This window comes from Solidesulfovibrio sp. DCME (assembly GCF_049995385.1).
Taxonomy (GTDB): domain Bacteria; phylum Desulfobacterota; class Desulfovibrionia; order Desulfovibrionales; family Desulfovibrionaceae; genus Solidesulfovibrio.
The window spans coordinates 4,139,929-4,165,372 of the sequence record NZ_CP188261.1 but is presented as its reverse complement, the minus strand read 5'-3'; the positions used below and the strand labels follow the sequence as shown (position 1 = coordinate 4,165,372).

At 53.8% G+C, this 25,444-nt stretch carries 17 protein-coding genes and 1 pseudogene; 15 read left to right on the top strand and 3 right to left on the bottom strand.

The features are described 5' to 3' along the window. Positions 1 to 127: 127 nt before the first annotated feature. From ACP59X_RS18410 to glpK, 4 genes are read left to right on the top strand one after another with little or no spacing between them, the layout of a single operon-like run. Positions 128 to 1,075: a sugar-binding transcriptional regulator gene (locus tag ACP59X_RS18410; RefSeq protein WP_428561201.1), complete on the top strand. Its 948-nt coding sequence runs from the start codon at positions 128 to 130 to the stop codon at positions 1,073 to 1,075. A gap of 14 nt (positions 1,076 to 1,089) precedes the next feature. Next, the gene (locus ACP59X_RS18405) at positions 1,090 to 2,835 is read left to right on the top strand and encodes a glycerol-3-phosphate dehydrogenase/oxidase (RefSeq protein ID WP_428561198.1); all 1,746 of its coding nucleotides are present in this window, start codon (positions 1,090 to 1,092) and stop codon (positions 2,833 to 2,835) included. Then, positions 2,832 to 3,620, top strand: coding sequence for an MIP/aquaporin family protein (locus ACP59X_RS18400; RefSeq protein ID WP_428561195.1), 789 nt, complete (start codon positions 2,832 to 2,834; stop codon positions 3,618 to 3,620). The genes ACP59X_RS18405 and ACP59X_RS18400 overlap by 4 nt, the downstream gene beginning before the upstream one ends. A 2-nt stretch (positions 3,621 to 3,622) precedes the next feature. Next, positions 3,623 to 5,116, top strand: a complete 1,494-nt coding sequence (gene glpK / locus ACP59X_RS18395) for a glycerol kinase GlpK (protein WP_428561192.1) — start codon at positions 3,623 to 3,625, stop codon at positions 5,114 to 5,116. A gap of 546 nt (positions 5,117 to 5,662) precedes the next feature. Here glpK and ACP59X_RS18390 read toward each other — a convergent pair. After that, positions 5,663 to 6,820 (bottom strand): iron-containing alcohol dehydrogenase, encoded by a 1,158-nt coding sequence (locus tag ACP59X_RS18390; protein ID WP_428561190.1) that lies wholly within the window; start codon positions 6,818 to 6,820, stop codon positions 5,663 to 5,665. 281 nt (positions 6,821 to 7,101) lie between these two features. Between ACP59X_RS18390 and ACP59X_RS18385 the strand changes: the two genes are divergently transcribed. Together ACP59X_RS18385 and ACP59X_RS18380 are read left to right on the top strand one after the other, a co-directional pair. After that, the gene (locus tag ACP59X_RS18385; protein ID WP_428561188.1) at positions 7,102 to 7,449 is read left to right on the top strand and encodes an ArsR/SmtB family transcription factor; all 348 of its coding nucleotides are present in this window, start codon (positions 7,102 to 7,104) and stop codon (positions 7,447 to 7,449) included. Positions 7,450 to 7,467: 18 nt separating this feature from the next. Further along, a pseudogene (locus ACP59X_RS18380) lies at positions 7,468 to 7,617 on the top strand (arsenical-resistance protein); the annotation flags it as partial. A 62-nt stretch (positions 7,618 to 7,679) separates the two neighbouring features. Here the strand turns inward: ACP59X_RS18380 and ACP59X_RS18375 are convergent. Next, a protein-coding gene (locus tag ACP59X_RS18375) for an IS3 family transposase (RefSeq protein WP_428561186.1) occupies positions 7,680 to 8,815 on the bottom strand; the annotation gives its coding sequence in 2 pieces (ribosomal slippage) (positions 7,680 to 8,537 and positions 8,540 to 8,815; 1,134 coding nt in all). Positions 8,816 to 9,061: 246 nt separating this feature from the next. Between ACP59X_RS18375 and ACP59X_RS18370 the strand changes: the two genes are divergently transcribed. Both ACP59X_RS18370 and ACP59X_RS18365 read left to right on the top strand, forming a co-directional pair. Further along, a protein-coding gene (locus ACP59X_RS18370) for an IS3 family transposase (protein ID WP_428561184.1) occupies positions 9,062 to 10,173 on the top strand; the annotation gives its coding sequence in 2 pieces (ribosomal slippage) (positions 9,062 to 9,320 and positions 9,320 to 10,173; 1,113 coding nt in all). Positions 10,174 to 10,275: 102 nt separating this feature from the next. After that, positions 10,276 to 10,905 carry a hypothetical protein gene (locus ACP59X_RS18365; protein WP_428561181.1) on the top strand — a complete coding sequence of 210 codons (630 nt, stop codon included), beginning with the start codon at positions 10,276 to 10,278 and terminating at the stop codon, positions 10,903 to 10,905. A gap of 102 nt (positions 10,906 to 11,007) precedes the next feature. Here the strand turns inward: ACP59X_RS18365 and ACP59X_RS18360 are convergent, their stop codons facing one another. After that, positions 11,008 to 12,216 (bottom strand): IS256 family transposase, encoded by a 1,209-nt coding sequence (locus ACP59X_RS18360; protein ID WP_428558936.1) that lies wholly within the window; start codon positions 12,214 to 12,216, stop codon positions 11,008 to 11,010. Between the two features lie 136 nt (positions 12,217 to 12,352). Here ACP59X_RS18360 and ACP59X_RS18355 point away from each other — a divergent pair, with 136 nt between their 5' ends. The 7 genes from ACP59X_RS18355 (at position 12,353) to ACP59X_RS18325 (ending at position 25,171) form a co-directional block, all read left to right on the top strand. Then, positions 12,353 to 14,398 carry an AIPR family protein gene (locus tag ACP59X_RS18355; protein ID WP_428561179.1) on the top strand — a complete coding sequence of 682 codons (2,046 nt, stop codon included), beginning with the start codon at positions 12,353 to 12,355 and terminating at the stop codon, positions 14,396 to 14,398. 81 nt (positions 14,399 to 14,479) lie between these two features. After that, positions 14,480 to 15,559 (top strand): DUF4062 domain-containing protein, encoded by a 1,080-nt coding sequence (locus tag ACP59X_RS18350; RefSeq protein ID WP_428561177.1) that lies wholly within the window; start codon positions 14,480 to 14,482, stop codon positions 15,557 to 15,559. A 943-nt stretch (positions 15,560 to 16,502) separates the two neighbouring features. Then, positions 16,503 to 21,374: a transporter substrate-binding domain-containing protein gene (locus tag ACP59X_RS18345; protein ID WP_428561174.1), complete on the top strand. Its 4,872-nt coding sequence runs from the start codon at positions 16,503 to 16,505 to the stop codon at positions 21,372 to 21,374. Beyond that, on the top strand, positions 21,371 to 21,895 hold the full coding sequence (locus ACP59X_RS18340; RefSeq protein WP_428561171.1) for a chemotaxis protein CheX: 525 nt from the start codon (positions 21,371 to 21,373) through the stop codon (positions 21,893 to 21,895). Before ACP59X_RS18345 ends, ACP59X_RS18340 begins: the two co-directional genes overlap by 4 nt. Positions 21,896 to 21,897: 2 nt before the next feature. Then, positions 21,898 to 22,275 carry a response regulator gene (locus ACP59X_RS18335; protein ID WP_428561169.1) on the top strand — a complete coding sequence of 126 codons (378 nt, stop codon included), beginning with the start codon at positions 21,898 to 21,900 and terminating at the stop codon, positions 22,273 to 22,275. A gap of 108 nt (positions 22,276 to 22,383) precedes the next feature. Further along, positions 22,384 to 23,283 (top strand): GGDEF domain-containing protein, encoded by a 900-nt coding sequence (locus ACP59X_RS18330; protein WP_428561167.1) that lies wholly within the window; start codon positions 22,384 to 22,386, stop codon positions 23,281 to 23,283. A 679-nt stretch (positions 23,284 to 23,962) separates the two neighbouring features. Continuing rightward, positions 23,963 to 25,171 carry an IS256 family transposase gene (locus ACP59X_RS18325; RefSeq protein ID WP_428558936.1) on the top strand — a complete coding sequence of 403 codons (1,209 nt, stop codon included), beginning with the start codon at positions 23,963 to 23,965 and terminating at the stop codon, positions 25,169 to 25,171. Positions 25,172 to 25,444 lie beyond the last annotated feature (273 nt).

Sequence of the window (25,444 nt, the reverse complement as noted above, 5' to 3'; positions counted from 1 at the left end):
GGGCCGCGATGAGCGGTGGCGATTCCTGGAAAAAGCGATTGACGATTTGTTCTAACAGTTGTATTCAAACTGACAAAATAGTTCTGCCTGTATGCCGCGTCGCGCAACCGAAATGCCGGAGGCTCCCGTGACGGGATTCGACGAGGATGAAAACCATCTCATCTCCCGGGTTGCCTGGCTGTACTTTCACGAGGAGCTCACCCAGGGCGAGATCGGCGAGCGGCTGGGGCTGACGCGGCTCAAAGTCAACCGGCTGCTCCAGGCCGGGCGCGAGGCCGGGCTCATCCGGGTCGTCATCAACACCGCCTTCCGGGACTGCGTGGCCCTGGAAGGGGAACTCGCCCGCAGCTTCGGCCTGACCCGGGCCATCGTCGTGCCCACCCCGGAACGCGGCGGGCAACATTTCTACGACACCATCGGCCGGCCGGCCGGCGAATACGCCTCCCTGCAACTGCGCGACGGGCAGCGCTTCGGCGTGGGCTGGGGACACACCATGCGCGCGGCCATAAACGGCATGGTCATCCGCAGCATGCACGGCGTTTCCGTGACCTCGCTCTACGGCGGCGTGCCCCGAAGCCCGGTCAATCCCTTCGACTCCACGGCCATGTTCGCCCGCAAGCTCGCGGCCGAGGTCTGCAACCACCTGCCGGCGCCCATGTTCGTTTCCACCCCGGAGGTGCGGCACACCATCGCCGCCCAGCCGTTTTTCCGCACCTTCTACCAGGAAGCCCTGGACGTGGACATGATCCTCACCGCCGTCGGCGACATGACCGCCCAGGCCACCAACATCGCCCTGGGCGCCATCACCCAGGCGCAGCGTCGGGAACTGTCCCGGGCCGGGGCGGTGGGCGAATTTTTCGGCCGCTTCCTCGACGAGGACGGCAACGTGCTCGACCACGAGGTCAACCAGTGCAGCATGTCCCCGGATTTCGCCGGGCTGTGCAAGGTCCCGCACATCATCCTCGTCTCCGGCGGCATGGCCAAGGTGCCCATACTGCAATCCGTGCTGCGTCGCGGCTACGTCCACGTGTTCGTCACGGACGCCACCACCGCCCACAGCCTGCTCAACCCTTAAAGCCAGGTGGAGCCATGGACAGACAGGACCACATACGGCGTCTGCAAGACGGACAACTTTTCGACCTGCTCGTCATCGGCGGCGGCGCGACCGGCTGCGGCATCGCCCTGGACGCCGCCACCCGGGGCCTGCGCGTCGCCCTGGTGGAACGAGACGATTTCGCTCAGGGCACCAGCAGCAAAAGCACCAAACTGGTGCACGGCGGGGTGCGCTACCTGGAAAAGGCCATCCTCAAGGCCGACCGCGAACAGTTCAACCTGGTGCGCGAGGGGCTGCGCGAACGGGGCCGGCTGCTCCACAACGCCCCCCACCTGGCCCATGCCATCCGCCTCATGACCCCGGTCAAAACCTGGTTCCAGGCCGCCTACATCTTCATCGGCCTGGTGCTCTACGACCTGCTGGCCGGACGCCTGGCCCTGGGGCGCAGCCGGCTGGTCACCCGGGCCACGGCCCAGAAGCTCTTTCCCCAGCTCAACCTGGACGGCTACGCCGCCGCGGTCATCTACTGCGACGGCCAGTTCAACGACGCGCGCATGGCCGTCACCCTGGCCCGCACCGCCGCCTCCTACGGGGCCGTGTGCGCCAACCACGTGGAAGTCACCGGGCTGGTCAAGGAAAACGGCCGGGTAAGCGGCGCCACGCTCCATGACCGCCTCACCGGCCAGGTTTGGGACGTGGCCGCCAAGGGCGTGGTCAACGCCACCGGCCCCTTTGCCGACGCCATCCGGCGCATGGACGACCCGCAGGCCCAGGACATGCTCAAGGTCAGCTCCGGCATCCACATCCTGCTGCCGGCCGGCACCACCCCGGACGACATTTCCCTCATGATCCCGAGCACCGAGGACGGCCGGGTGCTGTTCATGATCCCCTGGCAGGGCCACGTGCTGTTCGGCACCACCGACGAGCCGGCCGAGGTCGCCTTCGACCCGGCGCCCGAGAAGCGCGACGTGGACTACCTGCTGCGCTACGCCTGCGCCTACCTGCGCAAGCCCGTGACCCGCGACGACGTCCTGGCCGTGTGGAACGGCCTGCGGCCGCTGGTTTTTAACCCGAAAAAGAAAAACACCCAGGAGCTGGCCCGCACCCATGTCCTGGAACAAAGCCCGTCCGGCCTGCTGACCATGACCGGCGGCAAGTGGACCAGCTACCGGTCCATGGCCGAGGACGCCGTGGACGCGGCCTGCGCCGCCTTCGGCCTGGCGCCGGGGCGCAAAAGCGCCACCGGTCGGCTGCGCCTGCTGGGTTCGCGGGCCTTCTATCCCGAGGCCTGGCGGGACCTGGCCGCCCGGCAGGGCCTGGACCCGGCCCTGGCCCGGTCGCTGTACTCCCTGTACGGCGACGAGGCCGGCACGGTTTTGGAGATCGGCCGCCAGGACGAGGACCTGATGCGGCCCATCCATCCCGACCATCCGTTTCTCGGCGCGCAGGTCGTCTTCGCCGTGCGCCACGAGATGGCTCGCCATGTCGGGGACGTGCTGCTGCGGCGGCTGCCCCTGGGCCTGGTGGAGATGGCCCATGCCCGGGAAGCGGCCCCGGCTGTGGCGGCGATCATGGGGCGGGAGCTCGGCTGGGACGAGCGGCATTGCGCAACAGAGGTGGAGAGCGTCTGCCGGCTGCTGGATGCCTGGTTTTCCGGGCATGGGGCGCCAACGCTGCCGCGGACGAACGCATTGGCTGAGGCAGGCCTGGACAACCGGTCTCTTTCCGGCCCGGAAGGGGGGAGACAAACGTCTGAAGCGTTGCAGGAGGGGTCGTCATGAGTAATGGATCGGCATTGGGCAAGGAACTCTTTTCCGAATTGTTGGGGACCATGGTCCTCATCATCTTCGGCGCCGGCTGCGTGGCCGTGAAAGTCTTTTTCGGCGAGGCCCTGAACGTCAGTTGGGACACCATCACCTTCGGCTGGGGTATGGGCGTGTTTTTCGGCGTGCTGGCCAGCCTGCGGTCCGGGGCGCACATCAACCCGGCCGTGACCCTGGCCCTGGCCGTGACCGGCCGCTTCCCCTGGGGCAAGGTGCTGCCCTACGCCCTGGCCCAGACCGTCGGCGGCTGCCTGGGCGCGGCCATCGTGTTCCTGGATTACAAGGCCAAATGGCTGCTGTTCGACCCGCAACTGGTCAAGACGGCCGGCATTTTCTGCACCTTCCCGGCCGTGCCGGGCTTCTGGCCGGGCTTTATCGACCAGGTCATCGGCACCGCCGTGCTCATGTTCGGCATCCTGTCCATCGGCGACTTCGGGGCCAAGAACAAGATCCCCTGGATCGGACCCTTGGCCGTGGCCATGCTGGTCATGGCCATCGGCATGAGCCTTGGGCCCATGAACGGATACGCCATCAACCCGGCCCGCGATTTCGGCCCCCGGTTCTTTGCGCTCATCGCCGGCTTCACCCAGCCCAACCTCATGGACACCAGCATCGTGCTGGTGCCCATCCTCGGCCCCCTGGTCGGCGGCCCCCTGGGCGCGCTGATCTATGACAAGACCACCGGTGCCCTCAACAAAGACCCCGACGTCGACTATTGCGAAGACGGCGCGCAGGAGTGCTAATTATGAGCCAGTACATTTTGGCCCTCGACCAGGGCACGACCAGTTCCCGGGCGATCCTTTTCTCCCGCGAAGGCGACATCAAGCAGATCGCCCAGAAGGAGTTCACCCAGATCTATCCCCAGCCGGGCTGGGTGGAACACAACGCCAACGAGATCTTCGACACCCAGTCCTGGGTCATGCGCGAATGCTTGAGCCAGGCCGGCGTCGAGGCCTCGGCCGTGGCCGCCGTTGGCATCACCAACCAGCGCGAGACCACGGTGGTCTGGGAAAAGGCCACGGGCGCGCCCATCCACAACGCCATCGTCTGGCAGGACCGCCGCACGGCCGGATTCTGCGACGAACTCAAAAAGCGCGGCCTGGAGGCGGTCATCCGCGAGAAGACCGGCCTGGTCATCGACGCCTACTTCTCCGGCACCAAGGTCCGCTGGATCCTCGACAACGTGCCCGGCGCCCGGGCCAAGGCCGAAAACGGCGAACTGCTGTTCGGCACCATCGATTCCTGGCTCATCTGGAACCTGACCAAGGGCGCGGTCCACGTCACCGACGCCTCCAACGCCAGCCGCACCATGCTCTATAACCTCCACACCGGCGACTGGGACGACGAGCTGCTCGGTTTTCTCGGCGTGCCCCGGGCCATGCTGCCGCGCGTGAGCAAGTCCTCGGAAGTGGTGGGCGAGATCCATCCCGAATTCCTGGGCCGGGCCCTGCCCATCGCCGGCAACGCCGGCGACCAGCAGGCCGCCACCTACGGCAACGCCTGCCTCAAGGAAGGCATGGCCAAGAACACCTACGGCACCGGCTGCTTCATGCTCATGAATACCGGCACCGCCCCCAAGGCCAGCCACAACAACCTGCTGACCACCATGGCCTGGGCCACGCCCTCGGGCCGGTATTTCGCCCTGGAAGGCAGCGTGTTCATCGCCGGCGCCGTGGTGCAATGGCTGCGCGACGGCCTGGGCATCATCCAGACCGCCCCCGAGGTGGAGCAGCTGGCCCTATCCGTGCCGGACAACGGCGGCGTCTACCTCGTGCCGGCCTTCGCCGGCCTGGGCGCGCCCCACTGGGACCAGTACGCCCGCGGCACCATGGTCGGCATCACCCGCGGCACGACCAAGGCCCACATCGCCCGGGCGGCCCTGGAATCCATCGCCCTGCAAACCCTCGACATCATGGATTGCATGCAAAAAGACGCCGGCATCAAGCTCGAGACCCTGCGGGCCGACGGCGGCGCCACCCGCAACAACCTGCTCATGCAGTTCCAGGCCGACATCCTGGGCGTGCCGGTGGAACGGCCCATGGTGACCGAGACCACGGCCCTGGGCGCGGCCTATCTGGCCGGCCTGGCCGTGGGCTTCTGGAAAAGCGAGGAGGAGATCGGCGCCATGTGGCAGCTCGACCGCCGCTTCGAGCCCAACATGGACCAGTCCACCCGGGAAAAGCTGCTCCACGACTGGCAGCGGGCCGTGGAACGCGGCAAGAGCTGGATCGAGGCCTAGGCGTTGCGGCCGGGCCGCATGCGGTTCCGCCTGGCACGGCGTTGATGAACCGGCGTTGTCCCCGGAATCCGGCCACGGGATTTCGGGGACACGCACCCAAGCCCCCCTCCGCGTCGCGGGCCGGCTTGCCCCGTCCAGGCAAGCCGGCTCCCCACACGCGCCACGGGCGGCATGGCCGTTACGGTCATGCCGCCCGTTTGTTTTGCCGGCCAAGGCCATGCCGGGGCCTGGGCCACCGGTAGGGGGCGCCGGGGGAAAGCGGGGCAGCCGGCCGCGTGCCGTGCCACATGAAAGGCACTTCTGTCGGTGCGGTATCCATGAAAGAGCGGCCGGCGCCCGGCGCGGCCGCGGCCTGGGCCCGGATGCTGGCCGCAAGCTTGGCCACCGTGCCGCAATGGCAACGGGGCGGGCGCGGCTTGTGCCGGGATGCTGGCCGCGAGGCTGGCCACCGTGCCGCAATGGCAACGGGGCGGGCGCGGCTTGTGCCGGGATGCTGGCCGCAAGCTTGCCCACCGAGCCCTGGATGGCGCCCGGGGCGGGTCTGGCCTAGCCCAGGGCGCCGGTCAGGATGTCCGCCAGTTCCCCGGGGGTGAGGGCCACGGGGTTGCCGCGCATGCTGCTGGCCTTGGCCGCGTTGGCAACGACCTGCGGGATGTCGGCGGCGGTCAGTCCCAGGGCGGTCAGGGACGGGGCGGCCAGCTGGCGGCACAAGGTGTCGAGCCAGGCGGCGCCGTCCTCGGGGCTGGCCTGCGGGCGGCCGGTGCAAAGCGTCGCCGCCGCGGCGTAGGCGGAAAGGGACGGCGAGCCGGGATCGCGGCTGCGCAGGGCCCGGATGTTGGCCGCCGTGACAAAGGGCAAAAGACTCGCGCAAATCTGGCCATGGGGAGCGGCCAAAAGACCGCCCAAGGGCGCGGCGAAGCCGTGGACGGCCCCGAGCTTGGCATTGGCCAGGGCCAGGCCGCCCAGGAGGCTGGCCAGGGCCATGTCCTCGCGCGCCGCCAGGTTCGTTCCGTCGGCGTAGGCTGCCGGCAGCGCCCGGGCCGCCCGGCCAAGCCCCTCGCGGCACAGGGCATCGGTCATGGGATTGGCCTGGTTGGACACGAAGGCTTCCAGCAGTTGCGTCAGGGCGTCGAGGCCCGTGGCCGCCGTGACCGTCGGCGGCATGGAGGCCGAAAGCAGGGGGTCGACCAGGGCCAGGCGCGGCAGCATCAGGGGCGAGCGCAGGCTGACCTTGACGCGCCGCCCGGGGACGGACAGCACGGCGTTGGCCGTGGCCTCGGCCCCGGTGCCGGCCGTGGTCGGCACGGCCACCACCGGCAGGGGCGGTTCGGTCAGGGGCTTGCCCGCGCCAACCACCTCCAGGTAGTCGAAGGCGTCGCTGGTATTGGTGGCCAGGGCGGCCACGGCCTTGGCCGTATCCAGGGCGGCGCCGCCACCCAGGCCGATCACGGCGTCGCAACCGGCCGCCCGGGCCAGGTGCGCCCCGTCCGTGGCCGCTTCCACGGTGGGTTCCCCGGCCACGGCGTAGGTCGTCACGGTAAGGCCAGCCTGCCTCAGGGCGGTCAGCAGGGCCTGGTGGCGGCTGGCCTTGGCGCCCGTGACCACGAGGGGGGCGCTTCCCACCGCCGCGACGAGGGCGGGGAGTTGCCGGGCCGTGTCCCGGCCGAAAACGACTTTGCCAGGGGCTTGGAAGGTAAAGGGCATGGCCCAGTATGGCCGAGCCGCCCGGCGGGCGCAAGAGGGCAGGGCCTTGTCGGGCGCAAGCGGGTAGGGCAGCGGCGCTGGCGTGGCGGTGCGGAATTGCCGCCTTGGCCAGCGATGCGGCGCTGCCGTCCCCGGGCGGCGAAGCGGCGAGGGGCGGGGCCGCGCGGGCAGCCCCTTGCGCGAACGGGCGTTTCAGGAAACGCATACGGCCTTTTCCCTGGGGCGAAGGGCTGCGGCAAAACACATTGATAAATCCGCTTAGGCGGATATATAGCGGTCCTATGGACAGTCTTTCGGATGGCTTCAAGGCGCTCGCGGATCCTAATCGACTGAGATTGATTGGTTTGCTGCGTGATGGGGAGCTTTGTGTCTGTGATTTGATGACGGCACTGGAGATGCCCCAGTCCACTGTTTCCCGGCACTTGAGCTACTTGAAAAAGGAACGGTGGGTTTCCGGGCGACGGTGCGGCAAATGGATGTATTACAAACTGGCAACGCCGCGTGAGTCCCTCCTGGTCAAGGTGCTGGATGTATTGCGCCACGATATGGGGCAGTATGAAATCCTCCTGCGGGATCAAGCGAAGTTGCGACAGCATCTCCAGGCCAAACCACTCAATAGTTGCGGCTGACGCAACAGGAGGACAGTCATGGCTGAGACCATTGTCAAGAAGCTGTCGTTTCTGGATCGTTTCCTGACGGTATGGATTTTCACGGCCATGTTCATTGGCGTCTTCGGCGGCTACCTGTATCCTGGGGTCCGCGATATCCTCCATGTCTTTCAAGTCGGCACCACCAACTGAGGTGGTCCGGGTAGGTTGGACAGGTTGGCGGCGCAGTTAAGCTATAGTCCGGTTGGTGCTCATGCCGCCTTGGAGGCCGAGTGGCCATCCCGGTATACGTCCATGGGGAGGCGACCGTCAAAAGCCGTATGCGGCCGCTGCTCGTTGTAGAAGCGGAACCAGTCTCCAAGCGCTTGGCGAGCCTGACTGCCGGTTTCGAATTCCCGCAGGTAGACGCATTCCCATTTCACCGAGCGCCACAGGCGTTCAATGAAGACGTTGTCCATCCACCGGCCTTTGCCATCCATGGAGATGGCGACGCCGGCATCCTTGAGCGCCTGGGTGAAGTCCTGGCCAGTGAACTGCGAGCCTTGGTCCGTGTTGAAGATCTCCGGTACCCCGTAACGATTCATGGCCTCTTCCAAGGCGGCAACGCAGAAATCGGCATCCAGGGTGTTGGATAGCCGCCAGGACAGCACCGCCCGGCTGTGCCAGTCCATGACCGCCACCAGATACAGAAAGCCCCGCTTCATGCGGACATACGTGATGTCGGCGCACCACACCTGATCCGGCCGTTTGATCGCAAGATCTCGCAGCAGATACGGATAGATCTTGTGCCCGGGATGTGGCTGGCTGGTCTTGGGCTTCTGGTAGATCGCCATCAGTCCCATTTTGCGCATCAACCGCCGCACGCGGCCACGTCCGATCTCGATGCCCTGATGCCGCAAGTGCCGTCGCATCTGGCGCGAACCGTAAAACGGCGTCTCTAGAAACTGCTCGTCGATGCGCCGCATCAGGTCCAGATTCATGGCCGACTCGCCTTTAGGGCGATGGTACCAAGTCGACCTGGCCAGTCCGAGGATGTTGCACTGCCGGCAAATACTGAGTCGGGGATGCTCGCGTTCGACCATCCCACGCCTTCGCCCGCGACTCACCGTTTGGCGAAGGCTCGCTCTAAAAAATCCTTTTCCACGGTCAATTGGCCGATCTTGGCGTGGAGTTCCCGGATTTCGGCGGCGGCATCCTTCTGCACGGTCGCAGCCCTCCCCGAAAAGGCAGCAACCATACCTTCCTTGGCCTGACGCTTCCAACCCGCAATCTGCGTCGGATGCACGTCGTACTTGCTGGCCAACTCGGCCAAGGTCAACTCGCCGGACAGGGCCTCGAGCGCCACTTTGGCCTTAAACTCCGCTGAAAACTTGCGTCGATGGGACATCGAAAACCGTCCTCCTCGTTTGAGGACTATAGCTTAGCAGACTGTCCAATTTTCCGCGACCAGCTCACGGATAAGCTTTTTTTGTAGGGCGAAGTCCTTGAAAATGGTGCATCTGATCTCTTATTGCTTAGAGTTCTCTAGCGCTACTTTGGGGTAGTTTTAATGGTATGGGTGGGGTGACCTGCTTGGGCCTTTTCGGACCATCTGAAACTTGAGAAGGTGACTCCCGACGACGAAGAGGGAGCCATGAGAAAGGGACGATTTTCCGAAGAGCAGATGGTCGGCATCCTGCGCGAGGCCGACAAGGATCCGGTTGCCCAGGTCGCCAAGCGCCACGGCGTCAGCGAACAGACGATCTATGGCTGGCGGCAGCGTTTCAGCGGCATGAACGCCGACGACGTCAAACGCCTGCGCCAGTTGGAGCAGGAGAACACCCGGCTCAAACGGCTCCTGGCCGAGCGGGACCTCGAGATCGAGGTCATGAAGGAAGTCGCCGCAAAAAAATGGTAGGCGCACCCGCCAGACGCCGGCAGGTGGTGTTTGCGCAGCGACGCGGACTGTCGCAGCGCAGGGCGTGTGCGCTGTTTTCCGTTTCTCGATCGACGCTTGGCTATGCGTCGCGCATCGACGCTCGTGATGGTCCGCTCCTGGCGGCCATGAAGCAGTTGTCAGACCAGTTCCCCCGGTTCGGCTACCGGCGGATATTGGTTTTCATGGAGCAGTTGGGGCATGCCATGGGACCCGACAAAGCGTTGCGTCTTTGGCAAAAGGCCGGGCTGCAGGTGCCTCGAAAGCGGCCGCGCAAACGTGTGGCGCACTCGCGGCCTCGTCCGCAATTGCCGTCAGGAGCCAACCAGGTTTGGGCCTACGACTTCGTGCACGATGCTTGCGCCAATGGGCAGCAGCTCAAATGCCTTACGATCATTGACGAATATACGAGGGAGTGCCTTGCCATTGACGTTGCCGGGAGCATCCGGTCAAATCGGGTGATCGAAATCCTGTCGCGCTTGGTCAGCGAACGCGGGGCGCCGCATCACCTGCGTTCGGACAACGGTCCGGAGTTTGTCTCCAAGGCGCTTTTGCGCTGGGTGGCGAATCAAGGGCTCGAAGTCGCCCTGATCGATCCCGGCAAGCCCTGGCAAAACGGGATGGTCGAAAGCTTCAACGGCAAATTCCGGGATGAATGCCTCTCCATGGAGTGGTTTCGTTCCAGAGTGGAAGCCAAGGTGGTTATTGAGGATTGGCGCAAAAGCTATAACGAGGTGCGGCCGCATTCGAGCCTCGGCAAAATGACGCCGGGGGCCTTTGCTCGGATGCTCGATAGTACCTCAAACCAAGGAGTCACCCTCAAGAATTGACTGGTCCGAAGAACACCGGCAGGTCAGGGGTAGTAAAATACTATGGCAAGTGTCGGGTTGAATCTGTTGTATTTTGTTGTATTTTTTGTGTTTTTAGGATATATGCGCTCGTTAGTGCTTTGGCATCGTTATAGGCAAAATAAGAAATTTATTTCTAGCTATCTAAACTGGTTTGTGAATTGGATTAAAAATTATGCACCTGACGACAAGGACTATTTATGGCTCATAGAAAAAAGTGTTAAGGTGCAAGACATCTTAGGTGTAAATGGCTATGTCAAAGAGAATGGGGAATTCTATCAATTTATACCTAACGTTTTGCCGAAGATTATTAAATTACTCCCTGTATATATACAGCAGACACAAGGAGTTGGAGCATTGTTAGGAGATTCAATTCGAACCATAGAGCCACTGCCCATGATAGACGACGTACGCAGATTGCTTGTACAATATATGGGGATAGCTGATGTGCGTATAAGCAAATTGACATTTGTAAATATTTATAAATTGTTTTTTGATGGACTTGAAGTGTTGCTTGCCTTGCCAGCAAATTGCTTGTTCAAGTTGGGGCTTGTGAATAAAAGTGCTGAAGATGCTATTGCTAAAAATGCATTTTATAGAATAATATTTGTTTTTGGTTTGTTTCTGATCGGGTTTTATTCAAACCTAGTGACTATAATAACTGGGAACGAGGCGTTTTTGAAAAAGCTATTTGAGTTTTTTTCGACGAAGTAATTTGGTGTAGATTGACTTGTTATTTCACATGGAAGAGCGCGCTGTCGCTGGTCACGTCCGTCAACGTGGTGTAAATTCTGGTGTGCTTGAGGTGGCCCTCGGTCAGGCTGCTCTTGGTGGAATTTGGGCTGGCTGCGCCTCGTTTGGTTGGGTGTTGAGTTCGGCCATGGCCTCGACCTGCATGTAGCGGCTTTGCAGCTGCCACTCGTCGTTTTGCTCCAGTAAGATGGCCCCGATGAGCCGGATGATGGACTGTTCGTTGGGGAAGATGCCGACTACGTCCGCCCGCCGCTTCACTTCTTTATTGAGCCTTTCCAGCGGATTGGTGCTGTGCAGCTTGACCCGATGCTGCGCCGGGAAGGTCATGTAGGCCAGCACGTCGTGCTCGGTTTCGTCCATGAAGCTGGCGAGCCGTGGCCATTTTCCACGAAGCTGATCGGCGACATGCCGCCAGGTCTGGCTGGCGTTGGCCGCATCCGGCTGTAAAAAGGCCTGGCGCAGGGCGGCCGAGACCATGGCGTGCTGGGACTTGGGAACCCGGGCCAAGGCGTTTCGCATCCAGTGGACCCGGCAGCGTTGCCACGTGGCCCCGAACGTCTTGGCCATGGCGGCCTTGAGGCCTTCATGGGCGTCGGAGACGACAAGCCTCACGCCGCCAAGTCCCCGACGAAGAAGGCTTTTGAGGAAAAAAGACCAGAACGGCTCGGCCTCGCTGGGGCCGATGTGCAGTCCCACGATTTCTCTGCGGCCTTCGGTGTTCGCCGCCACGGCGATTATGGCGGCGACGCTGACCACCCGGCCGCCTTCGCGCTGCTTGAGGTAGGTTGCGTCCAGCCACAAATAGGGCCATTCGCCGGTCAGCGGCCGAGAAAGAAAGGCATGGACCCGTTCATCAATGTCCTTGCACAGCTTGGACACCTGGGACTTGGAGATGCCGGAAAGGCCCATGGCCTGGACCAGATCATCCACGCGCCGCGTGGAGATGCCGCCGATCCAGGCTTCCTGGATGACGGCCACCAAGGCGCGTTCGCTGGTCTTGCGTGGCTCCAGGAAGGGCGGAAAGTAGCTGCCCTGGCGCAGCTTGGGGATGCGCAGTTGCAAGGAGCCGATGCGGGTATCAAGGCTGCGGTCACGGTAGCCGTTGCGGTAGCTGACTCGCTCGGGGCTTCGCTCGTGGCGGCTGGCCCCGATGAGGCCGTCCACATCGGCTTCCATGAGAAGCTGCAGGACGGCTTCCGCCAGGGAGCGGAGAAAATCGCCGCCGTCGGCCTTTTGCATCAGCTCGATTAATGCCATGCTGTCCTCGGCCATCGTGGTCTCCTTTGGTTGCAGGTGCGGCGTCGTAACTTCACCTTACAGCCAATTGACCCGATGGCCACCTCGCCCATTCCGTCCGGGCCGGAGGCTCTCCCCCGGCCTGGACGACTTCAGAATTTACACCACCTCCGTGGACGCTACCAAATTAATGGCAAAAAACGATGTAGTCTTACTCGATAGTATTATCGAAAATAAAATGGCCACTGATGTTCTTGATCGAGGAGAGGCATTTGAACTGTTTTCTTTTGAGCAAATATTGAAAAGTTATGATTTGACACGTGAAGAAATTGATTTTGGATGGGTTGATGGTAGAAATGATGGCGGTATTGACGGTTTTTTTGTATTTCTTAATGGAATATTGTTGCGAAATGAGGCGAATTGTGTATTCCCGAGAAAAAATATAGAATTTGATGTTTGGGTTATTAGCTGCAAACATCGAGATTCGTTTCAGCAAAGTCCATTGAATACAATTTTCCCGACAATTGAAGAGTTGCTTGATTTTACAAAAGAATCAAATGAATTTAAAGGTGAATATTCAGATCAGCTACAAAAAATTAGACAAAGCTTAGTGTATGCGTTTCGCCAAACTGCTAGTGGATTGCCTAGATTAAACTTCAAATTTGCGTATTCTTCTCGTGGGGATGTTGTTGATCTAAAGACAAATATAATAGCTCGTGGAGAGCAGCTTAAAAGAATCGTGAGCGATTACTTTAGCGATGCTACAGTTACGTTAGATTTCTTTGGATCAACAGAGTTGATTGCTTTGCATAGAAAAAATAAAGTTGTATTAGAGTTGCCGTATGTTGAGCAGTTGTCTAGCAATGAGGGTGCATTTGTGCTGCTGGTTAAAATTGATGCTTATGCACAATTTGTAGGCGATGAAAATAAGCAACTTCGGAGGTATTTGTTTGATTCGAATGTGCGGGATTTTCTTGGAATGAGTTCTGTTAATCAGGATATTGCTGACACGCTTGACAATGGTAGTTCGCCTAACTTTTGGTGGTTAAATAATGGGATTACAATTTTGGCAACATCAGCAATCCCACTCGGAAAAACCTTTTGTGGTAATTCAATTCAACTTCATGATGTTCAAATTGTAAATGGCTTACAAACTACGCAGTCTATATTTAGACATTTTAGCAGAGATTGGAGTATTGAAGACAATAGATGTGTCTTGGTCAAAGTTATAGTTTCAGAAGATGAAAGTGTTCGTGATGCAATTATTAAAGCCACGAACAACCAAAATCAAGTTGAATTGGCGGCTTTAAATGCAACCGATAGAATACAAAGAGATATTGAGGACATACTCGAGAAATATGATTGGTATTATGAAAGGAGAAAAAATTATTATAAGTATATAGGTAAGCCTGCCGAGAGATTTATCACTCCAATTTTATTGGCGGTAAGTTTTGTTGCACTCATAAATAAATCTCCGCAAAAAGCGGGAAATTTAAAATCGAAGTTTATGCGCAACAGGTGTAGCTATGAGGCTGTTTTTTCGGATAAAGTTCAGATTCATATTTGGCCGCACCTTGCAGCGATAATTAAGTCTGTGGAATTTGGCATGACTAGAACGCTTCCAAGCCTTAATTCTCTGGGTAGGAGAGTTTTAGGCAAATGGCGCGGTGCGGTGGCATTATGTGCTGTCGCAAAACAAATTGGTACTTTTGACTATAGCTATTCAGAATTTTTAGATCTCGATGTAGATATGTTAACACCTGAGTTTATTGGAAATATTTTTTCTTTATTGAGCCAGTGTTACGATTCTTTGCACGGGGCCTCATCAGTCTTAACTAGGCACTTAAATAAATTGAGAAGAATGGATGAGGCTTGTCGTTTGTTTGGAACTAATGAAAATATTTCTGGAGTGGGGATTGTCGGTGTTTGGGGGGGGACTAATAATGTCAAAATAAACATCCTAACTGATGATATGATAGAGAAAGTTTCTCAGCTTCTCCCCCAACAACCGTGGAGGAAAGGGATTCATGTTGAAATTTCACAGAAACTTCAATTAAAAAAATCTTTAGTCCTTGAAGCGATCGCCTCTTTAATTAGGACTGGCCATTTTTACAATCAAATAGATGGTGTCGTGATTAATTCGGATGGTATAGTTGTAAATATTGATTTTTCGCGTGGGGATATGACGTATAAAATTGGTGATCATTACAACTTTTAACAATCAAATCGTCTAGGAAATTTTGGTGAAATTGTCCTCGCTAGGGCAAAAAGCTAATGTATAATTACAGTAGGAATTACAATGAAAAAAATATTCATCAGCTCAACGTATGATGACTTAAGACAGCATCGTATTGAGGTTACAAAATCTCTGCATGCTCTTGGTCAAATTGTTAACGCAATGGAGTACTGGGGATCAGGTCCACAAGAACCTCTTGAAAAATGCTTGGAAAAAGTTAGAAAAAGTGATATACTGGTTTGTGTTATAGGGTGCAGGTATGGGTCGGCCTCTAGCCATGGAAAATCTTTCACTCAATTAGAATACGAAACTACATTAAAATGCAATCTTGATATTTTTACATATATTATTGATGAAAAGAAACACCCGATTTTTTTAGAAAATATTGAATTTGGCGATGCTGCTTTAAAATTAAAAGAATTCAAAATACTTGTCTCCGAGAAAATAAGAAGTAAATTTTCTTCTCCTGAAGATTTGGCGCGAAAGGTTGTAACTGACATTGTCTGTTATCTTGATGATGTTGGAGGCAATGTTCGTGCAGCCTTAGAATCTCACGGGTTATCTTCAATTAATGCGTTGATTGGTTATTCGTATGGAGAAACAGGGTCTGTCGTTGACTTGTCGCAAATGCTTATTCGAGAGGGTAGGGGGTACAAGTTCTCCAGTGAACTGGTTTCTAGTATTGTTTCTGCAGCATATATCCTCGAAAATATATCTAAGGGAGATTATTCTTTTTTAGAATATGTTGTTTCATTTCAGAAGGATGTCTATGAAATTTTACATTTATTTTTAAAGAGAATGCCATTTGATAAGCAAAAACTTAGCAATGAAATACTGCATTGTAGGAATTCAAACAAGCTTAGATTACTGATTGTTTTGGCGAAAATTTCAAGAGCAGATGAATGTGTCGAATCAATTTGTATCCAGACAATCGATGGAAATACACATAGAAGTAATATGCAGCAAGTCGGAATGCAGACAACACCGTTTTATACAGTGGTTCGAAATTCTCTTAAGGAGATGGGTGTAAATTCTTTAGCTGTATTGGAGCACTATGCTGAGGTGGCTGCTAAAATGAATAGATGGCAAGCTAAAAAAGAATTCGATAAGGCGATTAAGGAGATAAAGAATCGTATCAAATAGCGCATTTATTTTTATCTTTTTCTGAGTCTCTTTCGGAATAGTTTAACTTACTGAAATAACTAATTATTCTTACAATTACTTCCTCCCCGATGTCCGATTTTCTTCTCCCCCGAGTAAAAACCCCTTGACCTCCCCGTACCAAATCCGTACTTACCCCGAGCCAACGACGCGCCAACGAAGCCAACAGTTTTGGCCCCCAACTTTTTCTTGGGAACGAAAGATTTGGGGTTGACTTCGGGACGAGTTTGGGGCATTTAGCCTGTTCCCTGATTCTGTTTGAAGGACCGTAGCTCAGGGGGAGAGCACTTGCTTGACACACCACAAGCGTGATTTAACCCCCTAAAATCCTTCCAAAAGCCCCTGTGAAAAAGTGATCTCGTTGGCGAAGTGCCAACGGGATCTTCTACTTTTTATTGGCCTGAGATTCGTACGTTGGCGGAGCTTTGGTCCGCCGTTGGCGCGACTGTGGCGTGCGCTGCCAACTGTGACCTTTGGATACGCAAAAATGCGGTTTCTCGCGTTTTTGCCCTTCACCCATTGGCTAATGGCAGAGTTCTGCCATCGCACGGGCCAGTGTGTCGGGTGCCGCCAACTGGGTCAGGTTGATTCTTCTTTGCACTCTGATTTTATTAGAATTTATCCTTAAATTGAGCCAGACTATCCGTGTCCCGTAGCGAATACAAAGATGGCCGCATTTGTTAATTGGTCAAGCAGGTATGGTGCAAGCTCTTATGTTCCATTGTTTATTTTTATTTATTTCAGTAGGTTAGCGTATTATTTCCTTATTTTGGCTTCCATGTGTAGAAAAAGTTAGATATGTAGTGGTTCTTGCTGTGGATATACTATCTGAATAAGAATCCCGGCATGTCGCGAAAGTTGACCAATACCGGATGAAGCGCTTCTTTTTTATTTTACGTATGTCCAGATTATAGGAACTGCCGCGATGCAAACTTCGGCTGTGCAAAAGTATTCATGTTTTGCAGGTAAATTTATTTTAAGTATTTTTATTTTTGTTACATTAGCCCTGCAAACTGCTTCTGTTATAGCTGCTCCTGTTCAAAAAATTTCTCTTCAGTTGCAATGGAAGCATCAGTTTGAATTCGCTGGATTTTATGCAGCTAAGGAAAAGGGATTTTACAAGGATGCAGGTCTCGAAGTCGATTTTTATGAATATATGCCTAATACAAATATCACAGAAGAAGTTCTTTCGGGCAGAAAACAGTTTGGAACCTGGGATTCACAGCTTATTGCTGAACGCCTACAGGGTAACCCGATTAAGCTCGTAGCCAACTATTTTAAACGATCCCCTCTAGTTGTCCTCACCAGTACAGACATTCGTTCGCCAGCGGAACTACGTGGAAAAACACTGATAGGACCACCAAAAGATTTTGAGTCTGCCGGCATTCAAGCTATGTTCCGACAGTTCGGATTAAGCAATGAGAACGTCACTATCGTTCCCTCTCTTTCTGGGGTTGATGACTTCATCGATGGTAAAGCAAACGCCCTCACTGCTTTCCTCACAAACGAACCCTATTCCGTCCGTGAAGGGGGTAAAGCTTTTAATGTTCTTGATCCTAACAATTATGGGGCTGAATTTTACGATCTAAACCTTTTTACTTCTGACGCGTACGCGAAGGAGCACCCCGAGACTGTCGAGGCTTTTCGCGATGCGTCCAATCGCGGTTGGGCCTATGCGCTCGACCATCCAGATGAAATTATCGACCTGATCTTACGCAAATACGATTCACAAGGCAAGCGGCGTGCCAAACTGCAATATGAAGCTACCGAAACGACCAAGGTCATGCTACCCAAAGTTTATCCTATTGGTAGTATCGAATCGGATAAGCTACGCCGCATGGCGGAATTGTTCGTTCAGTTAGGTCAGGCAAATTCTTTGAATCCGCTACTGGACTTCGTGTTCGGTGCTACAGGCGATCATTCTTCAACATTGGAATCAAAAATTGTACTCAGCGCTGATGAAAAAGCATATTTATCCCAGCATCCAGTCGCTCGCATTGTCATGGTGACCGAGAATCCCCCCTTTTCGTTTGACGAAGGAAATGGGGGCATAGGCTTTGATCATGACTTGTTACGGCTACTCTCCAGCAAGACCGGTTTGGCCTTCCATAAAGAGTACGGTGCCTGGGAGTCCATCCTAGAAAAATTTATAAAAAAAGATGCAGATATAATTACGGATATCTCCTTTAAGAAAGATCGTGAAGACTTCACTCTGTTTACAAAGCCTTATTTTGAAATGCCAACAGCTATCTATGTGAGGAATGATTTTAAAAATTACAATGGACTTCAAAGCCTCAATGGTGTGAAAGTCGGTTATACGAAGGGAATTTACTATGAAAATAATTTACGAGCACTAACAGGTGTCACGTTTGTAGGGTTTGAATCTAGTGAAGAAATGGTCAAGGCATTACTATATGGAAAAATTGATGCTTTAATAAACAATCTGGCACGAATAAATCACATCGTCACGAAAAACGGATACCTCAATATTCAACTAGCCGATGAACTAAATCTGCCTGATGTCGGCAAGGAAGATCTTCGTTTTGGAGTCAAAAAAGAAGAACCACTCCTTCGCTCCATCTTGCAAAAGGGGCTTGATGCGATCAGCAACGATGAACGCCAAGCCCTAATCAGTCATTGGTTGGGAGTTTCCACTGTTCGTAACGCGTTTAAAACAGTAAAAATTAAGCTTTCAGACGCGGAGCAGTCCTGGGTCCAAGCTCATCCCACCATCCTGGCTGGCAATGAGGCAAACTACCCTCCCTATGATTTTTCTGCCGGCGATCAGCCACGTGGCTTCAGCATCGATTTGCTCAACCTGCTGGTGGAGCGAATTGGCCTCCAAGTGAAGTATGTGACCGAAACCACTTGGGAGCCATTACTCGCGATGTTTAAAGAGGGCAGGCTCGACCTACTGCACACACTAAGCCAGACTCCTGAGCGTGAGGCCCTTGGCAAATTTACAGATATCTATATCCGAACCCGTCCAGTGTACGTCACACGTGCAGGTGAACCAGACATCTCGAGGATCGAACAGTTGCGTAATAAAACTGTGGCTGTTTGCAAGGGGTGGTGGGCAGAAGAGTTTTTTGCTAAAGAATATCCTGAAATAAAATTACTTTATGTAAAGAATCTAGAGGAGATGCTCAATGCTGTGGTCACGGGTAAAGCCGACATCTTGGTCGAAGAAGAAGGCTCTGTCCGGTATTGGATTCGTAAAAATAGGCTCGGCAATATCAAAATAACTGGGTGGGCCACGGAGTTCGACCGTGGCAACGCCGAGGGATTCAAGTTTCTTGTGCAGCAAAATGCACCTGAGTTGGTTTCCATGCTCAACAAGGCCTTGGCCTCTTTGACGCCTGATGAACTTGATACCCTGCAAGCCCGATGGTTCGGGACCCCGGACAAGATCCCGGACGACCAACCAACACCGCACGTTGACCTCACCCCGGAAGAACAAGCCTACTTGACGCAGAAAAAAGAACTCAAGATGTGTGGCATTCCCGACTGGATGCCGTTTTCACACATAAACGCAAAAGGCGAATATGAAGGCATTAGCGCCGACATGATAGGTCTGATGCAACAACGCCTTGGCGTAAGGTTTGTCTTAACACCGACAAAAACTTGGGGGGAGTGCCTTGAAGCCATCAAGGAGCACCGTTGTGATATTACTCCCATTGCTGAGGACCTGCCTGATCGTCGGCACAGCATGAACTTTACCGCCCCCTATCTTTCCCAACCACTCGTCATTGCAACGGAATCGAAGGAACTTTTCGTCAAAGATGGTTCAGAAATTGGTAACCGGAGAGTGGGAGGGATAAAGGATTTCGCTTTTCTTGGGCAGCTTCGAGCGAGGTACCCAAAGATTCAGATTGTGGAGGTGGAAAACGCTAAAGACGGTCTTGATCAGGTTCGCAATGGAGATATCTGGGGCTACATTGATGGAATGCCAAGCATAGGATTCTATCTTCAGAAATATTCAATGCTAGATCTCAAAATAGCTGGGCGAATGGATTTCGATGTAGACCTGAGCCTAGCATCTCGTAATGATGAACCACTTTTGGCTGGAATTATGCAAAAGGCGGTTGACTCCATTACCGATGAGGAACGACGAGCCATTGCTAACAAGTGGATATCTGTCAAATATGATCAAGGATTTGATTACACCCTCTTGTGGAAAGTGGCCGCTGCCGCGACGATACTTTTATTCGGTTTTTTTGTTTGGAATCGAAAACTATCCAAGTTTAATACGACAATCAAACAATCGCAGAGGCAAGTTCGAACGCTTCTGGATAACTCTGGCCAGGGTTTTTTGTCGTGTGGTTTGGACCTATGCGTTAAACCTCAGTACAGCGCAGAATGCAAAGTAATTTTTGGCCAGGATGAGTTGGCAGGTGTTTCCTTGCCAGATTTGCTCATTATGGCTTCGAATGCCCCAAAGTTGTCATTCATTACTCGGAATTTGCAATCGGTATTAGCTGAAGAAGATAGTTTTAAACGTGACATATATCTTTCGCTTTTGCCGTCAGAATATACTTTTCACGATCATCAGTATGCGGTTGAATACAAGATTGTGGAGACTGCGGAAGATGGCAAAACTATTTTTAAAAAGAGAACAGAAAAGTTTAGCATTTTTATACGAGAGTTGATGTTTATATTTACCGATGTAACACACCAGCGCGAGTTGGAGTGGGCAGTGCAAATTGAGCAGCAGCGCCTAAAATTTATTGTATCAATCATAAATTGTCGCAGTGACTTTTTTTCAATCCTCGATGATTTTCAGGTTTTCCTTAAGGAAGGACTCGACTCCATCCTGGAGGGTTCAAGTTCTTCGGAATCGGCTATAGCTGTCATCTACAGGCACATCCATACATACAAGGGACTGTTTTCTCAATTGGAATTCCCCTCATTGCCACTAGTCTTGCACGAAATTGAACAACATCTCTCGGACATAAGGGATAACCCTGGTTATATATTTGCTGATATCGCCGATATCATCTCGGTTAGTGTATGCCACCAAGCATTGGAAGAGGATTTGGCCATTTTGAGGAGCGCATTGGGGTGTGAGTTTCTCATGAACCGTTTCGTTTTGACGATTCCACAGACAAAAGCACTGAAACTTGAATCTTTGGCGAAACAGTTCCTTACCCGACGCGATGCTCTGCTTGATGCAGAAGAACGTGCCTCATTAATGGAACTCCGGCGTATCCGCTTCATAACTGCCAATGAATTTCTGCGTCCCTATGCCGGGCTGGTGGCGCAGATTGCCAAGAGGTTGGAAAAAAACATAGCGCCAGTATGTTACGAAGGAGATAACCTGCAGCTTGACCCGGCACCCTATGAGGGCTTTTTTAGGAGCCTCGTCCATGTGTTTCGCAATGCAGTGGTCCACGGCATTGAGTCACCGGAGGAACGTATGCAGTTAAACAAGCCGGAGGAGGCCACGATTACCTGCCGATTGGCCGTCGCTGAAACCTCTTTTCTGCTTGAAATTGAGGATGATGGGCGAGGGCTTGACAAAGAGTGTTTACGGCAGAAAGCTATCAAATCTGGTCGAGTGGAGTTTAGTAGTATGGATTTAGATGACCCCATATCTCTCGCACGCTTAGCGGCCCTGGATGGTATTTCCAGCACTATGACTGCGGACCAGTTTTCAGGTCGAGGGGTGGGGCTCTCTTCCGTAATGGCTGAGGTGACACGTATTGGTGGAAGAATGGAGATCAGCAGTATCTTGGGACATGGTACAACCTTTCGATTTATTTGCCCCTTCCTCGAATCGATTGAGGTGGAACAATGATGACACGGCAAGATACTAAAAAAATTATGGACGTGATCAGCAGGCGTACAAAGATATTCCTACAAACAGAAATTCATCTTGCTGTTGATCAGATACAATTTTATCAAAGCCATGTGACGGCATTGAGACTGAAACACCTGACTTCTCTTATGAGCCTGGGTGGAAATGTGGGCATTTACCTCGCTTACAGTTTTGAAAAAAAACTTATTCATTATATCTTTAAAATATACACGCAGGAGATTGACATTCCTGCCGACGAACAAGATCAATATGAAGCGGAGACAGCAGGTGATATTATAAATATTATTGTTGGGAATGCCACACAAGACCTTTCGCCCACAGGCCCCCTTGTCACATTATCTCCTCCTATAATAATAACTGAAGCAAAACAAATTGTTCGAGCCAAAAATGCACAGTTTTTTACAGTCGAGATGAGCACTGGTGAGGGAGTGTTTAATATATTTTTTATTGCTCCCAAGGAATTGTTCGACGAGAACCTCAACTATGTGGGCAAAGAATAGTTATGGATAACCTCAATATCATGGTGGTGGACGATTCTGGCATCACTTCCAAGAAACTGATTGCCATGCTCGAATCTATGGGCCACAAGGTGGTTTGCACTGCTAAAACCGGCACAGAAGCGGTGAGTTGCTACCGGCAACATAATCCGGACTTGGTGACTATGGATATCACCATGCCAGATATGGACGGTGTCGAAGCTACAAAGTTGATAATGGAAGAGTTCAAGGATGCTCTCATCATTATGGTGACCTCCCACGGTCAAGAGGAAATGGTCATGAACGCCGTTAAAGCTGGGGCTAAGGCTTATGTTCTCAAACCCGTTGATCCAGAAAAATTGAAAGAGCACATTGCCATGGTCCTCAAACGCTACTCCCTTTAATTTTTAAGCTATAGATGTGTATCTTAAATTTGATAAAACCACAAGAAATTTACACTCCAAGTCTCGTCGCCGACACTGATTAGTATTTACTGACATATTGGGATAGCCATGAGAGAAAGCCAACTGTTTGCGAGTCACTTCGATCTCATCCCATTTAGTATCTATATTGTTGAGGTTCCGACATACACTATCATTTTTAGCAACAAAAGCTTTAACGAGCGCTTTGGCAAACATGTTAATCAAGTCTGCTACAAGGTTCTTTATGAACGTGATGAACCTTGTATTGATTGCTATATGCACAAATTGCTAACAAAAGCCAGTCTCCCTAATGGAGAAACTTTAATTTTTGAACATTTTAATGAGGTTGATGATTGCTGGTATCAAATGCAAGAACGTGCTATGACTTGGCCTGACGGGCGATTGGTCAAGTATACCATAGCCGTTGACATCTCTGCTCTTAAACAAACTCAAAATAAACTTGCAGAGGCCCATGCAGATCTAGCCATTCAACGTGATATTCTCGAAAAATTGTCGATTACTGACCAGTTGACGAAGTTGGCCAATCGCCGTCGCATTGATGACATGCTTTCTAGTGAGATAAATCGGTTCGATCGTTATGGCCATCCTTTCTCTTTGCTACTTCTAGATGTTGATCACTTCAAAGTCATCAATGATACATTCGGGCATGATGTTGGAGATACCGTCCTCCAGGGGATCGCAGAAATAATCGCAGAGGGAGTACGCCAGACCGACATGCCAGGACGTTGGGGGGGCGAAGAATTCTTGATTATTTGTCCAGAGACTGACCTCCCTGGGGCGTTAGCATTGGCAGAGCTACTGAGAAGTCGTATTGCAAATTTTATATTTTCAGTAGCCGGCAATAGGACAGTAAGCATTGGCGTTGCAACTGTGATGAGTGGAGAGTCTAGTAAAGACATCCTACGACGTGTGGATAGATCTTTATATCAAGCTAAAGAAGCTGGGCGTAATCAAGTTAGAGCATATTAGTTACAAATTATTGTCTTTTTTACTTCATATTTTTTAACGTTAAATGTACACCAATAAATTTCGTGGCCTACCTTCCCCACCTACTCCGTCGCTGTCTCCTTCAACTTCTGCCACCCGGCGGTCCCGACGACGCATCTGAACCCGTCGCCCACCTTCGGCTGCGCTCCCTGCTTTCCCATAACCCGATCCCGAAGCATTTCAATATCATCGAGAAGAACCGCGAGAATGCAATGAGTTGCCGGGATGTGAGGTAGATGCTGCGGGCATCGGTATCAGTAAGAGGTGGCATGGGTAAAAACGCGGTTCCCCGCGTATTTTGACCTTCTCCCAACCGGAAAATGGCAGAGTGCTGCCATCCGGCAGGTGCTTTTACACTTCAAGCGACTATATCACTCTGTTTTTCTGGATTTTTCAGTTTTTTCGGGTTTCCTCCGTCCCTCCGATCCGCAGGAACCTGTGAAATCGACATGCCGAATTTCTTGAGTTCTTGGTGATTTCTCCGACGTGCAGGCCTCTCTGTATCAATTTTACGGTAGCGTCCACGGAGGTGGTGTAAATTCTGAAGTCGTCCAGGCCGGGGGAGAGCCTCCGGCCCGGACGGAATGGGCGAGGTGGCCATCGGGTCAATTGGCTGTAAGGTGAAGTTACGACGCCGCACCTGCAACCAAAGGAGACCACGATGGCCGAGGACAGCATGGCATTAATCGAGCTGATGCAAAAGGCCGACGGCGGCGATTTTCTCCGCTCCCTGGCGGAAGCCGTCCTGCAGCTTCTCATGGAAGCCGATGTGGACGGCCTCATCGGGGCCAGCCGCCACGAGCGAAGCCCCGAGCGAGTCAGCTACCGCAACGGCTACCGTGACCGCAGCCTTGATACCCGCATCGGCTCCTTGCAACTGCGCATCCCCAAGCTGCGCCAGGGCAGCTACTTTCCGCCCTTCCTGGAGCCACGCAAGACCAGCGAACGCGCCTTGGTGGCCGTCATCCAGGAAGCCTGGATCGGCGGCATCTCCACGCGGCGCGTGGATGATCTGGTCCAGGCCATGGGCCTTTCCGGCATCTCCAAGTCCCAGGTGTCCAAGCTGTGCAAGGACATTGATGAACGGGTCCATGCCTTTCTTTCTCGGCCGCTGACCGGCGAATGGCCCTATTTGTGGCTGGACGCAACCTACCTCAAGCAGCGCGAAGGCGGCCGGGTGGTCAGCGTCGCCGCCATAATCGCCGTGGCGGCGAACACCGAAGGCCGCAGAGAAATCGTGGGACTGCACATCGGCCCCAGCGAGGCCGAGCCGTTCTGGTCTTTTTTCCTCAAAAGCCTTCTTCGTCGGGGACTTGGCGGCGTGAGGCTTGTCGTCTCCGACGCCCATGAAGGCCTCAAGGCCGCCATGGCCAAGACGTTCGGGGCCACGTGGCAACGCTGCCGGGTCCACTGGATGCGAAACGCCTTGGCCCGGGTTCCCAAGTCCCAGCACGCCATGGTCTCGGCCGCCCTGCGCCAGGCCTTTTTACAGCCGGATGCGGCCAACGCCAGCCAGACCTGGCGGCATGTCGCCGATCAGCTTCGTGGAAAATGGCCACGGCTCGCCAGCTTCATGGACGAAACCGAGCACGACGTGCTGGCCTACATGACCTTCCCGGCGCAGCATCGGGTCAAGCTGCACAGCACCAATCCGCTGGAAAGGCTCAATAAAGAAGTGAAGCGGCGGGCGGACGTAGTCGGCATCTTCCCCAACGAACAGTCCATCATCCGGCTCATCGGGGCCATCTTACTGGAGCAAAACGACGAGTGGCAGCTGCAAAGCCGCTACATGCAGGTCGAGGCCATGGCCGAACTCAACACCCAACCAAACGAGGCGCAGCCAGCCCAAATTCCACCAAGAGCAGCCTGACCGAGGGCCACCTCAAGCACACCAGAATTTACACCACGTTGACGGACGTGACCAATTTTACGGTCCAAGTTCCTCCTTTCATCCCAGGGACTGATCTGCTACACTTTCAAGCAGATGTCGCAGGATGGCGCTACTGAAACAGTAGTGCTACAGGTAAAGACAATACAGCAAATAAACGATCTTTGACAACTAAGAAGAGGGAGGCGAGTATGGTAGAAAATATACCCGCCTCCTTCTGTATGAGAGGTCCAATGCTTCAGAGCTACAATTTCG

What these genes read in the sequence shown, in the direction of transcription:
- ACP59X_RS18405 (WP_428561198.1), top strand. Translation starts at nt 1,090, where the DNA reads ATGGACAGACAGGACCACATACGGCGTCTGCAAGACGGACAACTTTTC.
- ACP59X_RS18400 (WP_428561195.1), top strand. Translation starts at nt 2,832, where the DNA reads ATGAGTAATGGATCGGCATTGGGCAAGGAACTCTTTTCCGAATTGTTG.
- glpK (WP_428561192.1), top strand. Translation starts at nt 3,623, where the DNA reads ATGAGCCAGTACATTTTGGCCCTCGACCAGGGCACGACCAGTTCCCGG.
- ACP59X_RS18390 (WP_428561190.1), bottom strand. Translation starts at nt 6,820, where the DNA reads ATGCCCTTTACCTTCCAAGCCCCTGGCAAAGTCGTTTTCGGCCGGGAC.
- ACP59X_RS18385 (WP_428561188.1), top strand. Translation starts at nt 7,102, where the DNA reads ATGGACAGTCTTTCGGATGGCTTCAAGGCGCTCGCGGATCCTAATCGA.
- ACP59X_RS18365 (WP_428561181.1), top strand. Translation starts at nt 10,276, where the DNA reads ATGCGCTCGTTAGTGCTTTGGCATCGTTATAGGCAAAATAAGAAATTT.
- ACP59X_RS18360 (WP_428558936.1), bottom strand. Translation starts at nt 12,216, where the DNA reads ATGGCCGAGGACAGCATGGCATTAATCGAGCTGATGCAAAAGGCCGAC.
- ACP59X_RS18350 (WP_428561177.1), top strand. Translation starts at nt 14,480, where the DNA reads ATGAAAAAAATATTCATCAGCTCAACGTATGATGACTTAAGACAGCAT.
- ACP59X_RS18345 (WP_428561174.1), top strand. Translation starts at nt 16,503, where the DNA reads ATGCAAACTTCGGCTGTGCAAAAGTATTCATGTTTTGCAGGTAAATTT.
- ACP59X_RS18340 (WP_428561171.1), top strand. Translation starts at nt 21,371, where the DNA reads ATGATGACACGGCAAGATACTAAAAAAATTATGGACGTGATCAGCAGG.
- ACP59X_RS18335 (WP_428561169.1), top strand. Translation starts at nt 21,898, where the DNA reads ATGGATAACCTCAATATCATGGTGGTGGACGATTCTGGCATCACTTCC.
- ACP59X_RS18330 (WP_428561167.1), top strand. Translation starts at nt 22,384, where the DNA reads ATGAGAGAAAGCCAACTGTTTGCGAGTCACTTCGATCTCATCCCATTT.
- ACP59X_RS18325 (WP_428558936.1), top strand. Translation starts at nt 23,963, where the DNA reads ATGGCCGAGGACAGCATGGCATTAATCGAGCTGATGCAAAAGGCCGAC.